Below are 14,694 nucleotides of genomic sequence, written 5' to 3'. Positions count from 1 at the left end.
CGGTGCGCGCCGGTGATCAGCGGCCCGACCTGCGTCCCCTCCGCGCGTGGATCGCCCACGACGACGGCCCGGACGGCCGGTTCGAGCAGCTCCATGAACCGGTCGTAGACCGTCCGCTGGACGAGGATGCGGGACCGGGCGCAGCAGTCCTGCCCGGCGTTGTCGAAGACCGCGCCGGGGGCGGTGGCGGCGGCCTTCTCCAGGTCGGCGTCCGCGAAGACGATGTTGGCGCTCTTGCCGCCGAGCTCCAGGGTGAGCCGCTTGAGGTCCGCGGCGCACGCGGCCATCAGCTCCCGCCCGACGCGGGTGGAGCCGGTGAAGGCGATCTTGGCGACGTCCGGGTGCGCGGCGAGCCGCCGTCCCGCGACCGGGCCCTCGCCCGGCAGGACGGTCAGCACGCCCTCGGGCAGCCCGGCCTCCAGCGCCAGCTCGCCGACGCGCAGTGCGGTCAGGGGCGTCGTCTCGGCGGGCTTGGCGATCACCGTGTTGCCGGCCGCCAGCGCCGGGGCGAGGCCCCAGCCGAGGATCGGCATCGGGAAGTTCCACGGGACGATCAGCCCGACCACGCCCAGCGGCTCGTGGAACGTCACGTCCAGGCCGCCCGGCACCGGGATCTGCCGCCCGGTCAGCCGTTCGGGCGCGGCGGAGTAGTAGAGCAGCACGTCGCGGAGGTTCCCGGCCTCCCAGCGGGCCTGCGTAACCGGATGCCCGGCCTCGGCCACCTCCAGCCCGGCGAGCTCCTCGGCGTGCTCGTCCACCAGCTCGGCGAAGCGCCGCAGCAGCCGCGCGCGGTCGCCGGGGGAGACCCGCCGCCAGCCGTCGAAGGCGCGCCTCGCCCGCCGGACGGCCCGGTCGGTGTCGGCGACCGAGGCCATCGCCACCGACGCGACGACCTCCTCGGTCGCCGGATCGACCAGCTCGACCGAGTGGACCGGCTCGCCGGAACCTGTCTGCTCCAAGGAGGCCCCCTTCACAGTCGTTCGAAGCCGCGGAACAGCTCCCAGTCGGTGACGGCCCGGTCGAAGGCGTCCAGCTCCACCCGGGCGTTGTTGGCGTAGTGCTCGACGACCTCCTTGCCGAAGACCTCGGCGGCCGTCGCGCTCGCCGACCAGTCGGCGGCGGCCTCGCGCAGCGACCGCGCGACCGTGGGCGCGTCGGAGGCGTAGGCGTTGCCCCGGTACGGCTCCTCCAGCGGCAGGCCGTGGTCGATGCCGTGCAACCCGGCCGCGATCATCCCGGCGACGGCCAGGTACGGGTTCACGTCGCCGCCGGGCGTCCGGTTCTCGATCCGCAGGGACGGCCCGTGCCCGACCAGGCGCAGCGCGCAGGTCCGGTTGTCCAGGCCCCACTTGATCGCGGTCGGCGCGAACGAGCCGGGCTGGTACCGCTTGTAGGAGTTGATCGTCGGCGCGTAGAGCAGGGTGAAATCGCGCATCCGGGCCTGCTGCCCGGCGACGAAGGCCCGGCCGAGGTCCGACAGGCCGTGCGCGCCGTCATCGGAGGCGAGGACGGGCCGTCCGTCGCCGTCCCGCAGCGACAGGTGAATGTGGCAGGAGTTGCCCTCGCGCTCGTTCGGCTTGGCCATGAACGTGACCGCCATGCCCTGCTGGGCGGCGATCTCCTTGGCCCCGGTCTTGTAGAGCGCGTGGTTGTCGCACGTCGTCAGCGCGTCGGCGTAGCGGAACGCGATCTCGTGCTGGCCGAGGTTGCACTCGCCCTTGGCGGACTCGACGTACATGCCCGCGCCCTCCATGCCGAGCCGGATCCGCCGCAGCAGCGGCTCGACCCGGGCCCCGCCGAGCAGCGAGTAGTCCACGTTGTACTGGTTCGCCGGGGTGAGGTCGCGGTACGCGCGGTTCCAGGCGTCCTCGTAGGTGTCGGCGTAGACGATGAACTCCAGCTCGGTGCCCGCGAACGCCGTCCAGCCGCGCTCGGCGAGCCGGGCGAGCTGGCGGCGCAGGATCTGCCGGGGGGACGCCGCGACGTCCGAGCCGTCCTCCCAGCCGACGTCGGCGTGGACGAGCGCCGCGCCCTCCTGCCACGGCAGCCGCCGCAGGGTGCCGAGGTCGGGCCGCATCACGAAGTCCCCGTACCCGCGCTCCCAGGACGACATGGCGTAGCCGTCCACCGTGTTCATCTCCACGTCCACGGCGAGCAGGTAGTTGCAGCCCTCCGAGCCGTGCCGGGCGGCCTCCTCCAGGAAGAACCGCGCCGACAGCCGCTTGCCCTGGAGCCGTCCCTGCATGTCCGCGATCGCGATCACGACCGTGTCGATCCGCCCGGCGGCGGCCTCGTCCCGCAGCTCGTCCAGGTCCATCCGCGCCGTCACCCGATCCCCTTCAGCTCGTCCTCGATGGCGGCCAGCTCCTCGGCGCTGCCCTGCACCTTCGGGCCGGTGAACCAGCGGCGGGCCGACAGCGCCCACCACAGCGCCGCGCCGCCGAGGACGGCCGCGAGCGCGACCGGCGCGTAGTTGAAGCTGTCGGCGGTGATCGGATTCGCCGGCGGCAGCATGAACAGGACCGCGATGACCATGACCCACAGCACCGCGACCGTCCCGATCGGACGGCTCCACCGGCCGAGGTGCCAGGGGCCGCGCTCGAACGCGTCGCCCTGCCGCAGCCGCAGGAACGTCGGGATCACGTAGGCGATGTAGAGGCCGATCACGGCGACGGACGTGACGGCGAGGTAGGCGGTGTAGTTCCACAGCGCGGGCAGGGCCAGCACGAACGCGCACGCGGCGGCGAGCCAGATCGCGTTGGTGGGCGTGCGGGTGCGCGGGTTGATGCGGTGCCAGGCGCGGGCGAGGGGCAGCGCGCCGTCCCGCGAGAACGCGTAGATCATCCGGGAGTTCGCGGTGACCGAGGCCATCCCGCAGAAGAACTGCGCGCCGAACGAGATGAGGATCAGCACGTCCCCGAGCGTCCGGCCGGTCGCGGACGTGAAGATCTGCGCGGGCCCCTCGGCGGCGGCCTTGGCGTAGTCGCCGATCGCGAAGGTCATGCCGAGCAGCAGCAGCCAGCCCGCGACGATCGAGATCAGCACCGAGTTGACGATGCCGCGCGGGCCGGAGCGGGCCGCGTCGTGGGTCTCCTCGGTCATGTGCGCGGACGCGTCGTACCCGGTGAGCGTGTACTGCGACAGCAGCAGCCCGATCAGCGCGGCGTAGAAGCCGTACCGCCAGCCCGTCTGGTTCACGAACTCGGTGAACACGAAGCCCGCGCTCCGGTGGTGGGACGGCTTGAGCGCCAGCACCCCGATGACGACCGCGACACCGATGACGTGCCACCACACGCTGACGCTGTTCAGCAGCGCCACCAGCCGGACGCCGAACTGGTTCAGCAGCGCGTGCACCACCAGCAGGACGGCGAACAGCAGGAAGGTGTGGGCGGGCGAGACGGCGTACCCGAACCGGTCGTCCAGCAGGGGGTTGACGAAGGCGGCCGAGCCGTAGACGATCCCGGCGGTCACCGCGACCTGGCCGGTGAAGTTGAACCAGCCGGTGAACCAGGACCAGGCCGCGCCGTTGCGCGGGGCGAGCTTGGCGGCCCAGTAGTACAGGCCCCCGGCGGTCGGGTAGCTGGAGCAGACCTCGGCCATGGCGAGCGCGACCAGCAGGGTCATCACGCCGACCGCCGGCCAGCCCCAGGTGATCACCGCCGGGCCGCCGCCCTTGAGGCCGATCGTGTAGGAGGTGAGGCAGCCGGTGAGCACCGAGATGATCGTGAACGAGACCGCGAAGTTGGCGAAGCCGGACATGGACCGCCGCAGTTCCTGGGCGTAGCCCAGCTCGTGCAGGCGTCGTTCGTCGTCGGAGCGGGACGGGGCGTGTTCGTCGAGGCTCACGGCGCCTCCTCGCGAGGGGACGGGGCATCCGATCAAGGGGCTAATGTCAGACCATTAACGTTTTCGGGCGGCGTCCCGTCAAGGGGTCGGGAACGGCGATTCCCCCGGTACCGTGGGGCCCGTGGAGGGAATCGTGGCCGAGCGCACGCCGCTGAGCGACGCGGTGTTCCGGCCCGTCCGGGCGGGCAACGCCTTCGAGGAGACGGTCGAGCGGCTGCTCCAGGCGATCAAGCTCGGCGTGGTCGACCGGGGCGACCGGCTGCCGCCCGAGCGCGAGCTGGCCCCGCTGCTCGGCGTCAGCCGGGTCACGCTGCGCGAGGCCATCCGCGTCCTCGCGCAGGAGGGGTACGTCGAGTCCCGGCGCGGCCGGGCCGGCGGCACCTTCGTCACCTACCGGCGGCCCCGCCCGAAGCGCACCGACCTGCGCCGCGCGCTGATCGCGATGGGCGACGACCTGCACGACACGCTGACCTTCCGGCTCGCGGTCGAGACCGGCGCGGCGCAGCTCGCCGCCTCGGCGGCCCTGACCGGCGAGCAGCGCGGCCTGCTGCGCGCCCGGCTCGCGGACCTCAACGCCGCCGGGCCGGACGACTACCGCCGCCTCGACACCCTGTTCCACCTGACCATCGCCGAGCTCACCGGCTCGCCCACGCTGGTGGCCGCCTGCGCCGACGCCCGGATGCGCGTCACCGACCTGCTGAACGCGATCCCCGTCCTGGACGCCAACATCGCGCACGCCGCCGTCCAGCACGAGGCGATCGCCGAGGCCGTCCTGTCCGGCGACCCGGACGCCGCCCGGCTGGCCGTCACCGAGCACCTGGACGGCACCGCCGCCCTCCTGCGCGGCTTCCTCGCCTGATCCCGCCCCGCCGTTCCCCGCCCGCCGATCGGGTCCCGGATGTCCGCTCCCGGCGGGGTATGGCGTTGTACGCGGTCGGGCACGGGCTTCTGACGTACCCTGGGTGGGTTGCTGGAGATCACCGGGAGGACGGGGAAGCGTGTTCTGGTTGGCGGGGGTCCTCATCCTGTTCTTCGGCCTGCTCGTGTCGATCGCCCTGCACGAGCTGGGCCACATGAGCTTCGCCAAGCTGTTCGGCGTGCGCGTGCCGCAGTTCATGGTCGGCTTCGGCCCGACGATGTGGTCGTTCCGGCGCGGCGAGACCGAGTACGGCGTGAAGTGGATCCCGCTCGGCGGCTACATCCGCATGATCGGAATGCTGCCGCCGCGCCGCGGCGACGCCCCCGGCCAGGTCCGGCAGGTGTCCACCGGCCCGTGGCAGGGGCTCATCGAGAACGCCCGCGGCGCCTCCCTGGAGGAGATCCGCCCCGGCGACGAGGACCGGGTCTTCTACTCCAAGAAGTGGTGGCAGAAGCTGCTGATCATGTTCGGCGGCCCGGCCATGAACCTGGTCCTCGCGGTGCTGTTCTTCTCCATCCTGCTGATGGGGATCGGGCGGCAGACCCCGCAGCCGGTGATCGAGTCGGTCTCCAAGTGCGTCGTCAGCGCGGGCCAGACCGTCACCGAGTGCCCGGCGAACGCGCCGCTCACCCCCGCCGCGCAGGCCGGGCTGAAGGCCGGTGACCGGATCACCGCGTTCGACGGCCACAAGATCACCTCGTACGCGCAGCTCCAGGGCCTGATCCGCGACTCGGCGGGCAAGACCGTCGCCCTCGACATCCGCCGCGACGGCCAGACGATCCGGACCAGCACGCCGATCATCCGCAACAAGATGGTCGACCTGAAGGACGTCGACAAGACCGTCGAGGTCGGCTTCCTCGGCATCACGCCCACCGAGGCGTTCGTCCGGACGGGCCCGGGCGCGGTCGCGAGCACCATGGGCGACATGACCGGGCGCACCGTCCAGGCCCTGGTGAACATGCCGCAGAAGATGGTCGGCATCTGGAAGGCCGCGTTCAGCGACGAGAAGCGCGATCCGAACGGCCCGGTCGGCGTCGTCGGCGTGAGCCGGATGGGCGGCGAGGTCGCCGCGTCCAAGGACCTCAGCACCATCCAGAAGGTCAGCGTGTTCATCGGGCTGCTCGGCTCGCTGAACCTGGCCGTCGGCCTGTTCAACCTGATCCCGCTGCTGCCGCTGGACGGCGGCCACATGGCGGGCGCGCTGCTGGAGGCGCTGAAGAAGGGCTTCGCGCGGCTGACCCGCCGCCCCGACCCCGGCTACGTGGACGTCGCGAAGGCGCTGCCCGTGACCTACGTGATGGCGGCCGTGCTGGTCGTCATGGGCGGCCTGCTCATCTACGCCGACCTGGTCAACCCGATCAGGCTCAACGGCTGACCGGGAGCCCGCGCACCGGCCGGTGGAGGCCGCGGGTCCGTCGCCCATCCGCGCTGGACCCGCGGCCGTCCACCCGTGCTACCCGGAAAGATCACATCTCAACGGGCATCTCGCCGGTCTTCAGGAAGCTCCGCAGCGCCTCCAGGTAGGGGTCGATCCGGAGGTTCTGCCCGGCCAGCCACTCGTCCGAGCAGTAGGTGTGCCGGTACCGCTCCGCCCCGTCGCAGATGAGCGTGACCACGCTGCCGCGCTGCCCGTTGCGGCGCATCTCGGCGATCAGCTCGCACACGCCCCACATGTTGGTGCCGGTGGAGCCGCCGGTGTTGCGGCCGGTCACCTCGTTCGTCCAGCGCATCGCCGCGATCGACGCCGCGTCCGGCACCTGGAGCATCCGGTCGATCACCGTCGGCAGGAAGGACGGCTCGACCCGCGGCCGGCCGATGCCCTCGATCCGTGAGCCGGGCGCGGTGCGGGTGGTGTCGCCGTCCTGGAACGCGCCGAAGAACGCCGAGCCCTCCGGGTCCACGACCGCGACCCGCGTCTGGAACCGCCGGTACCGGACGTACCGCCCGATCGTCGCGGACGTCCCGCCCGTCCCGGCGCCGACCACGATCCAGGCGGGCTCGGGAAACCGCTCCAGTTCGAGCTGCTCGAAGATCGACGCGGCGATGTTGTTGTTGGCCCGCCAGTCGGTGGCCCGCTCGGCGTAGGTGAACTGGTCCATGAAGTGGCCGCCGCACTCGGCGGCCAGCCGGCGCGACTCGGCGTAGATCGTCGTCGGGTCGGCCACCAGGTGCGGGCGGCCGCCGTAGAACTCGATCAGCTCGATCTTCTCCGGGCTGGTCGATGCGGGCATCACCGCGACGAACGGCAGCCCGAGCAGCCGCGCGAAGTACGCCTCCGACACCGCCGTCGAGCCGGACGACGCCTCGATGATCGTCGTCCCCTCCCGGATCCAGCCGTTCGCCAGCCCGTAGAGGAACAGCGACCGGGCCAGCCGGTGCTTCAGCGAGCCGGTCGGGTGCACCGACTCGTCCTTCAGGTACAGGTCGATGCCCCACTCGGGCGGGAGGGGGAAGACGTGCAGGTGCGTGTCCGCACTGCGGTTGGCGTCGGCCTCGACCTTCCGGATCGCCTCGGCGATCCAGACCCGGCAGACCGGGTCGGCGTGCTCCACGTCGCGGCTCACGGTTGGGGGCTCCCCTCGGATGTGATCTTCACTGATCATCCTGCCGTCTCACGATATCGCCGCAGATCACGGGGCATGATGGGGATACGGGGGGTGCATGGCCGAGTTCTTCGCACGGCGGATCGTCGACACCGGGCGGCTGCCGCTGTTCTGCTTCTTCGTGGCGTTCATCGTCACCTTCGTGCTCACCCGCGTGAACGTGCGGCTGATCCGCGCGGACGTGCGCTGGTGGTTCCAGAACGTCAAGGCCGGTGACGTGCACATCCACCACGTCGTGTTCGGCGTGGTGCTGATGCTGCTCGGCGGGGTCGGGGGGTTCGCGATCCCGGAGGCGCGCTCGTGGCCGAACGTCGTCGCCGCGGGCGTCTTCGGCATGGGCGCGGCGCTGGTGCTGGACGAGTTCGCGCTGATCCTGCACCTCCAGGACGTCTACTGGACCGAGAAGGGCCGCGCGTCGGTGGACGCGGTGTTCGTCGCGATCGCGGTCACCGGGCTGCTGCTGCTCGGCGTCCACCCGCTCGGGCTGACCGGCATCCAGCAGCCCGATCCGGGCGACGACGTCGGCCGCCCGGTGCTGCTGGTGGTCTACATGCTGTCGGTGACGGCGAACCTCGGGCTCGCGGTGGTCGCGGTGCTCAAGGGCAAGATCTGGACCGGCCTGCTCGGGCTGTTCGTGCCCGCCCTGCTGGTGTTCGGGGCGATCCGGGTGGCGCGGCCGGGATCGCCGTGGTCGCGCTGGCTGTACGCGCCGGGCTCGCGCAAGTACCGGCGGGCCGTCCGGCGCGAGGAGCGGTACCGGCGGCCGATCATCCGCGCCAAGATCTGGATCCAGGAGTTCATCGCCGGACGGCACGACCTGATCCCCCCCGAGGCCCGGCGGCGCCGGTCCGCGACGGGCCGGACCGGCGAGCCCGGCCCGTCCGAGCGCCGCGCCCGCCGCAAGAAGCCACCCACGTAGCCTGCGTTCAGGGCGGGTGGGTCAGTCGGGGACCTGGCCGGCCAGGGCGCGGACGGCGTCGATGGTGTCGGCCTCCGCGGCGCTCTTGTCGGGCCTGTAGCGCAGCACGCGGGCGAACCGCAGCGCGAGGCCGCCCGGGTAGCGCGGGCTCGTCTGGAGGCCGTCGAAGGCGATCTCGACGACGAGCTCGGGCCGGACGTGGACGACGTGGGCGTCCTCCCGGACGGCGAGGGCGCGCAGCTTCTCGGTCTGCCAGGCGAGCAGCTCGTCGGTGAGGCCCTTGAAGGTCTTGCCGAGCATCACGAACCCGCCGGTCTCCGGATCGCGCGCGCCGAGGTGCAGGTTGGACAGCAGGCCGCGGCGGCGGCCGTTCCCCCACTCGACGGCCAGCACGACCAGGTCGAGGGTGTGCCGGGGCTTGACCTTGATCCAGCCCGCGCCGCGCCGTCCGGCCGCGTAGGGCGTGGCGGGGGACTTCACCACCACGCCCTCGTGGCCGAGCGCCAGCGCGTCCGCGAAGACCTTCTCGGCCTCCTGGAGCTCGGCGGTCACCGTGCGCGGCATCAGCAGGCCCGCCGGGACGGCCCGGGTGAGCGCCGCGTGCCGCTCGGTGTCGGGGAGGTCGAGCAGGTCGACGCCGTCCAGCCGCAGCACGTCGAACAGGAACAGCGACAGCGGGACCTGCGGGCCCTCCTTGCGGGTGCGGGTGGCGGTGCGCGCCGCGGTGACCTGGAACGGGTGCGGGCGGCCGTCGTCGCGCAGCGCGATCAGCTCGCCGTCGAACACCGCGTCCCGGACGGGCAGCTCGCGCAGCGCCCCGGTGATCTCCGGCAGCCGGTCGGTGATCTCGTCGAGGGTGCGGGTGAACACCCGCGCCTCGCCCTCGCGGACGTGGATCTGCGCGCGGACGCCGTCGAGCTTCCACTCCACCGCGGCGGGCCCGTCGATCTTGGCGAGGGCCTCGGCGACCGCGGGCGCGGCGGCGGCGAGCATCGGCCGCACCGGACGCCCGACCTCCAGCGTGAAGGCGCGCAGCGCGGGAATCCCGCCGCCGTCCGCCTCGTCGGCGAGCGCGGCGGCGGCGACCGGGCCGAGCGCGCCGCGCAGCATGGCCGCCCGCCGCACCTCGGCGAGCGGCACCCCGGCGGCGGTGGCGACGGCGTCGGTCATCACCCCGTCCAGCGCGCCCTGCCGCAGGTCGCCGGAGAGCAGCCGGACGAGGAACTCCTGCTCGGCGCGGGTCGCGCGGGCGAACACCGCGTGCAGCAGCTCGCGCCGCCGCGCTACCGACCCCGTCCCGGAGACCGCGCCGATCTCCCCGAACGCCGCGTGCACCCCGGCGACGGTCAGGGACGGCTCGGACGCGGCGGGCGGCAGGTCGCGCAGCGCCGCGTAGCCGACCCCGATCTGCCGTTGCGGCAGCTCGCCGGACAGGTACGCCACCACGACCGGGGCGTCCTCGGGCCCGGCGGCGCGCAGCGCGCCCGCCAGGGCGTTCACCTTGGCCTTGCGGCCCGGCTCGGCGGCGACCTCGGCCGACGTCCGGGCGATCTCCGACAGCAGCACCTTCCCATTCTGACCATGACGTCGGACAGTCCGGGCCGCGACCCTGGCGTCCCCGTGCCCGGCCCGTCTACGGTCGTGGGGACCGGCGGTAATCGGGGGAGTGAGGAGCCGCAGCGTGGGCCGTCCGACGCAGTCCGGCGGGGCCGGCCGGGGACGTCCCCCGGCCGCGTCCGATGGCTGGCCCCCCGAGTACGAGGACGAAGGCGGCGACATCCCCCCAGGTCGGGGCGGTATTTCCCCCGACTACGGCGATGTCCCGCCCGGCCATCTGGACGTCCCTCCCGGTCACGGCGGAGGGGGCCTCGCGCGGGGCCGGGAGCCGTTCGAGCGGGTCTACTCGGCGCCGGAGCCGCCGTCGGCGGAGCGGCGTCCGAAGCTGCTGATCGTGCTGGTCGCGGTCGTGTCGTTCGCGCTGGCCGCCGGAGCCGTCTTCCTGCTCGTGCCGACCGGCGGGAAACCCGATGCCGAGCCGGCCGAAAACCGGACGCTGAGCCCGGCCGGAACAGGGGAACCGTCCGCCTCACCCTCCCCGAAGGCGTCCTCTCAGCCGCCCTCGAAGTCGTCGGCGCCGACGGCGACCGCGTCCCCGGCGCCGCAGCCGAGCGCGAAGCCGTTCACGGCGCTCGCCCTGCCGGACGCGTGCGGCACGGTCTCCGGGGCCGTCCTGAACCGGGTCGCGCCCGGGGCGACCAAGCAGGCGAACTCCAACAACACCCTCGCGACCTGCACGTTCACCTCGAAGGCGCCGTTCCGCTGGCTGCTGGTGGAGATGTACCTGTACCCGACCGCGAACCTCCCGGACGCGGTGGGCGACGCCCGCCGCAACTTCGCCGCCCGCTGGACCCAGGCCCACAACACCCCGCTGGAGCGCACGCTCACCCTCCAGCCGCTGCCCGGCCTGGGCGACGAGGCTTTCCGGAGTTTCCAGGAGGACAAGGGCCAGCCGCTCGTCGTGGGAGAAGTCACCGCACGCCGTGGCAACGTGGTGATCAGGGTTGGTTACAGTCGGCAGCTGCCATCCGGGACCAAGGCGGAGTCAGTACAGCAAAGTGCCCTGACCAATGCGACCGACGCTGCACGGGAAGTGCTGTCTGCACTGCGCTAAACCATTTCTGGCCTGAATCGGCCGGATCATGTCGTGCTCTCAGTCAGAGACTTCTAGGGTGGTGCGGTAAAGGGGAGGGTCACGTCGGCCGGGAGTGCCGTCCGGCGTGGTAGAGCCTGGGGAGGAGGAGGTTGAGGCCCGTGGCCGTGAAGCCGCAAGGCGTGTCCTGGGTGTAGCACCGGACACCGAACGTCAAGACTCCGCGAGGGGCCGTGGAACGTGCGCCGTTCCACGGCCCGCCTGGTTTTCGGGGCGAATTGGACGGCCCGCCCGCAAAGGCGCGGCGGCCGTCAGCGCAGATCATCCGCATCTGTCCATGTGCGCAGTCCGCCATAGGCGTCGTCCAAGTGCGCACTGACGCGGGTTCGGCCTGATCCGCCCATCGGATAATCTCGCGGGGGACCAGAAGCGGCGGTGAGGGGAGGCCGGATGGAACCGGTGACCGTGTGGTGGGCCGAGCGCTCCGCCGCCACGCCCGCCCTGACCGCCCTCCTCGACTCCACCGAGCGCGCCCGGCGCGACCGCTACCTCCGCGACGCCGACCGCGACCGCTTCACCCTCGGGGTGGCGCTCACCCGCTTCGCGCTCGGCGGGCTGCTGGGCCTGCCGCCCGACCGGGTCGAGATCGACCGGTCCTGCTCCGACTGCGCCAAGCCGCACGGCCGTCCGCGCGTGGCGGGCCGTCCGGACGCCCCGCAGGTGTCGGTGTCGCACTCGGGCGACCGCGTCGGCGTCGCGGTCTCGGCGCACGGCCCGCTGGGCCTGGACGTCGAGCGGTCCCGCGAACTCGGCGAGGAGATCGCCCGGCACGTCCTCGCCCCGGGCGAGACGGCCGCGACCACGGCCGAGCTGTTCGTCTACTGGACGCGCAAGGAGGCCCTGCTGAAGGCCACCGGCGAGGGCCTGCGCTTCCCGATGCCGCGCCTGCGCACCTCGCCCGCGCACGAGCCGCCCCGCCTGCTCTTCTGGGACGGCCGCGACGACCACCCGGCCCGGTTCGTCCTGCACGACCTGGCGCCCGGCCCCGGCTACGCCGCCCACCTGGCCCTCCTGGACCACCCGGCCGGGGTCACCGTCCAGCAGCGCCCCTCCACCGAACTGCTCCCGTAGCCGGGCCGGGTCCGCCGGGTCCGGCGGGTCAGCCGAGGGGGGCGGGGATGCGGGCGATGGCGCGCACCGCGCTCGGCGCGATCCGCGACAGGGCGTGCATGACGTGCGCCTCCGCGTTCACCGGCACGACGGCCTTGTTCTTGACGATCGCGTGGACGATCCGCTCGGCGACCTTCTCCGGCGGGTAGTTGCGCAGCCGCAGCAGCTTGTCCGCGCGGGCGCGCTGCCGCTCCTGCCCGGCGGCGTCCACCCCGACGTAGATCCCGTTGCGCATGATGCCGGTCTTGCTGAAGCCGGGGCAGACCGCCGTGACGCCGATGCGGTGCCCGGCGAGCTCGGCGCGCAGGCACTCGCTCAGCATCAGCACGCCCGCCTTGGTCGTGCAGTAGGCGGGCAGCGCGCGGGTCGGCGCGAACGCGGCGGCGGACGCGACGTTGACGATGTGCCCGCCGAAGTTCGGCTTGTCCGGCCGGTTGGGCAGCGCCTCCACCCGCTCGACCATCTGCTTGGCGAACAGCCGGGAGCCGTGGATGACGCCCCACAGGTTCACGCCGAGGATGCGCTCCCACTCGTCCACGCCGGTGTCGAGGAGGGGGCCGGAGACGGCGACGCCCGCGTTGTTCACCACGATGTCGGGCACGCGGTGGTCGGACCGGACGGCGGCGGCGAACTCCTCCATCGCGGCGGTGTCCGACACGTCCACCTCGTAGGCCCGGCCGACGGCGCCGAGCGCCTTGGCGAGCACGACGGTCCGTTCGGCCGCCTCCCGGTCGATGTCGGCGGCGACGACGGTCGCGCCGCGCTCGGCGAGCGCGAGGGCGGTGGCCCGGCCGAAGCCGCCGCCGGCTCCCGTGACGACGGCGAGGGCTCCGTCGAAGAGCGCGAGGGACATTGCTGACCTCCGTAAGTGGGGGTCTGCCCAAACCTACTCAGGTCGCCGCCCGCGCGCGATCACCCGGCCCGCCCGGCGTCGCGGCTACCGGGCGGCCTCGGCCTCGATGACGGCGTCCACCTCGGCCTTGCGCCCGGCCTCCTCGGCGGCGAACCGCCGGGCGTCGAGCTCGTCGGCGAGCTCCTCGTCGTGGCGCATGAGGGCGTCCAGGTCGGAGCGGGACGCGTCGAGCACGCCCATCTCCTCGAACGTCGCCTGGATGCGCGGGCTCCAGAGCCCGATGTCCTTCACGCACGGGACGATCCGGCTGAACAGCAGCGCCTGGAACATCCGCATGTAGGGGGACTTCTCGACCAGCTCGTCCACCTCGGAGACGGGGATGCCGAAGTTCGTCCAGATCTCCCGGCCGCGGATGCGGTCGCGCATGAGGTGGCAGCCCTCGATGACGAACTCCTCGCGCTCCTTCAGCTCGGGCGCGGAGAGCTGCCGGTAGTGGTCGCGCAGCGCGAGCCGTCCGAACGCGACGTGCCGGGCCTCGTCCTGCATGACGTAGGTGAGGACCTGCTTGGGCAGCGGCTTGGTGGTCATGTCGCGCATGACGCCGAACGCGGCGAGCGCGAGGCCCTCGATGAGCACCTGCATGCCGAGGTAGGGCATGTCCCACCGGGAGTCGCTGAGGGTCTCGTGCAGCAGGTTCTCCAGGTTGGGGTTGATCGGGTAGACGAGCCCGATCTTGTCTCGCAGGAACCGGGTGAAGATCTCGACGTGCCGGGCCTCGTCCATGGTCTGCGTCGCCGAGTAGAACTTGGAGTCCAGGTCGGGGACGGCCTCGACGATCCGCGCGGCGGTGAGCATCGCGCCCTGCTCGCCGTGCACGAACTGGGAGAACTGCCAGGACGCGGCGTGCCGGCGCAGTTCGCCGCGGTCCCGGTCGGTCATCCGGTCCCAGTGCCGGGTGCCGTAGATCGCCAGGGACTGGTCCGGGACGCCGAGCACGTCGCAGGGGTCGACCTCCAGGTCCCAGTCGATCCGGGTGACCGCGTCCCACTGGCGGTCCTTGCCCTTCTGGTAGAGGGCGAGCAGCTTCTCCCGGCCGTCGTCGTACTCCCAGGTGAACCGGGTGTCGCCGGTCATCGGAACCGTCCGGGTGGACGGCTCGACGGGCGTGGTGTACAGGTCATGGGTCGACATGGCGGACCTCCCCGGCACGTGGCGAGCCGCGACGTACGTACGTTGTACGTCCGGCGTACGTTGTACGTACCGTGTCATGGTTCACTTACAGGGTCAATGCCCACGAAAGCGAACACCCCGATGAACGATGCGACGCCCTCCGCCGCGACCGGCCCCCGGGCCGCCGCGCCCCCGAGCGCGCCCGGCGGACCGCCGGACGGCCCCGCGCTCGGCCCACCGGAGCCCGCCGCCCGCCCGGCGCTGACCCGGGACCGGATCGTGCGGGCCGCCATCGGGCTGATCGAGGCGGACGGCCCGGAGGCGCTGTCGATGCGTCGTGTCGCGACCGCGCTGGACGTGGCGGTGATGTCGCTCTACAACCACGTGCCGAACAAGAAGGCGCTGCTGGAGGGCGTCGCCGAGCATGTCGCGAACCGGCTCGACCTCGCCGACGACCCGGCCGCGCCGTGGGCCGAGCGGGCCCGCGCGCTCGTCCGCGCGCACCGCAAGATGGCGCACGACTTCCCGCGCAGCCTCACCGTCGTGCTGACCCACAAGATCGAC

At 72.6% G+C, this 14,694-nt stretch carries 13 protein-coding genes; 6 read left to right on the top strand and 7 right to left on the bottom strand.

Going from position 1 to position 14,694, the window contains the following annotated elements; translation table 11 throughout:
- The 3 genes from AB0J52_RS08760 to AB0J52_RS08750 form a co-directional block, all read right to left on the bottom strand.
- The coding region (locus AB0J52_RS08760; RefSeq protein WP_500180974.1) for an aldehyde dehydrogenase family protein at window positions 1–875 on the bottom strand (875 nt) is incomplete at its 3' end.
- 95 nt (window positions 876–970) lie between these two features.
- Window positions 971–2,317, bottom strand: coding sequence for a glutamine synthetase family protein (locus AB0J52_RS08755; RefSeq protein WP_500180973.1), 1,347 nt, complete (start codon window positions 2,315–2,317; stop codon window positions 971–973).
- Between the two features lie 8 nt (window positions 2,318–2,325).
- On the bottom strand, window positions 2,326–3,846 hold the full coding sequence (locus tag AB0J52_RS08750; protein WP_500180971.1) for an amino acid permease: 1,521 nt from the start codon (window positions 3,844–3,846) through the stop codon (window positions 2,326–2,328).
- 121 nt (window positions 3,847–3,967) lie between these two features.
- On the opposite strand from AB0J52_RS08750, the gene AB0J52_RS08745 reads away from it, so the two are divergent.
- Both AB0J52_RS08745 and AB0J52_RS08740 read left to right on the top strand, forming a co-directional pair.
- Window positions 3,968–4,705: a FadR/GntR family transcriptional regulator gene (locus AB0J52_RS08745; RefSeq protein ID WP_500180970.1), complete on the top strand. Its 738-nt coding sequence runs from the start codon at window positions 3,968–3,970 to the stop codon at window positions 4,703–4,705.
- Window positions 4,706–4,844: 139 nt separating this feature from the next.
- The gene (locus tag AB0J52_RS08740; protein WP_500180969.1) at window positions 4,845–6,140 is read left to right on the top strand and encodes a M50 family metallopeptidase; all 1,296 of its coding nucleotides are present in this window, start codon (window positions 4,845–4,847) and stop codon (window positions 6,138–6,140) included.
- A 91-nt stretch (window positions 6,141–6,231) separates the two neighbouring features.
- Here AB0J52_RS08740 and cds1 read toward each other — a convergent pair whose 3' ends face one another.
- Window positions 6,232–7,317 (bottom strand): L-cysteine desulfhydrase Cds1, encoded by a 1,086-nt coding sequence (gene cds1 / locus AB0J52_RS08735; RefSeq protein WP_500180972.1) that lies wholly within the window; start codon window positions 7,315–7,317, stop codon window positions 6,232–6,234.
- A 109-nt stretch (window positions 7,318–7,426) separates the two neighbouring features.
- On the opposite strand from cds1, the gene AB0J52_RS08730 reads away from it, so the two are divergent.
- A complete protein-coding gene (locus tag AB0J52_RS08730) occupies window positions 7,427–8,287 on the top strand; it encodes a hypothetical protein (protein ID WP_500180968.1) in 861 nt (286 codons plus the stop codon).
- Window positions 8,288–8,308: 21 nt separating this feature from the next.
- Here the strand turns inward: AB0J52_RS08730 and AB0J52_RS08725 are convergent, their stop codons facing one another.
- Window positions 8,309–9,853, bottom strand: coding sequence for an ATP-dependent DNA ligase (locus AB0J52_RS08725; RefSeq protein WP_500180967.1), 1,545 nt, complete (start codon window positions 9,851–9,853; stop codon window positions 8,309–8,311).
- 115 nt (window positions 9,854–9,968) lie between these two features.
- Here AB0J52_RS08725 and AB0J52_RS08720 point away from each other — a divergent pair, with 115 nt between their 5' ends.
- Both AB0J52_RS08720 and AB0J52_RS08715 read left to right on the top strand, forming a co-directional pair.
- Entirely contained in the window at window positions 9,969–10,958 is a 990-nt protein-coding gene (locus AB0J52_RS08720) for a hypothetical protein (protein WP_500180966.1), read from the top strand.
- A 429-nt stretch (window positions 10,959–11,387) separates the two neighbouring features.
- Window positions 11,388–12,068, top strand: a complete 681-nt coding sequence (locus AB0J52_RS08715) for a 4'-phosphopantetheinyl transferase family protein (protein WP_500180965.1) — start codon at window positions 11,388–11,390, stop codon at window positions 12,066–12,068.
- Between the two features lie 28 nt (window positions 12,069–12,096).
- Here the strand turns inward: AB0J52_RS08715 and AB0J52_RS08710 are convergent, their stop codons facing one another.
- Window positions 12,097–12,960 (bottom strand): SDR family NAD(P)-dependent oxidoreductase, encoded by an 864-nt coding sequence (locus AB0J52_RS08710; protein ID WP_500180964.1) that lies wholly within the window; start codon window positions 12,958–12,960, stop codon window positions 12,097–12,099.
- An 84-nt stretch (window positions 12,961–13,044) separates the two neighbouring features.
- Window positions 13,045–14,151, bottom strand: a complete 1,107-nt coding sequence (locus tag AB0J52_RS08705) for a ferritin-like domain-containing protein (protein WP_500180963.1) — start codon at window positions 14,149–14,151, stop codon at window positions 13,045–13,047.
- Window positions 14,152–14,271: 120 nt separating this feature from the next.
- Between AB0J52_RS08705 and AB0J52_RS08700 the strand changes: the two genes are divergently transcribed.
- Window positions 14,272–14,694 (top strand): TetR/AcrR family transcriptional regulator (locus AB0J52_RS08700; RefSeq protein WP_500180962.1); only part of this gene is annotated, 423 nt, incomplete at its 3' end.

It is taken from the genome of Spirillospora sp. NPDC049652 (genome assembly GCF_040675125.1).
Lineage (GTDB): Bacteria > Actinomycetota > Actinomycetes > Streptosporangiales > Streptosporangiaceae > Spirillospora.
The sequence above is the reverse complement of the archived record's forward strand: the minus strand, read 5'-3'. Positions and strand labels throughout refer to the sequence as shown.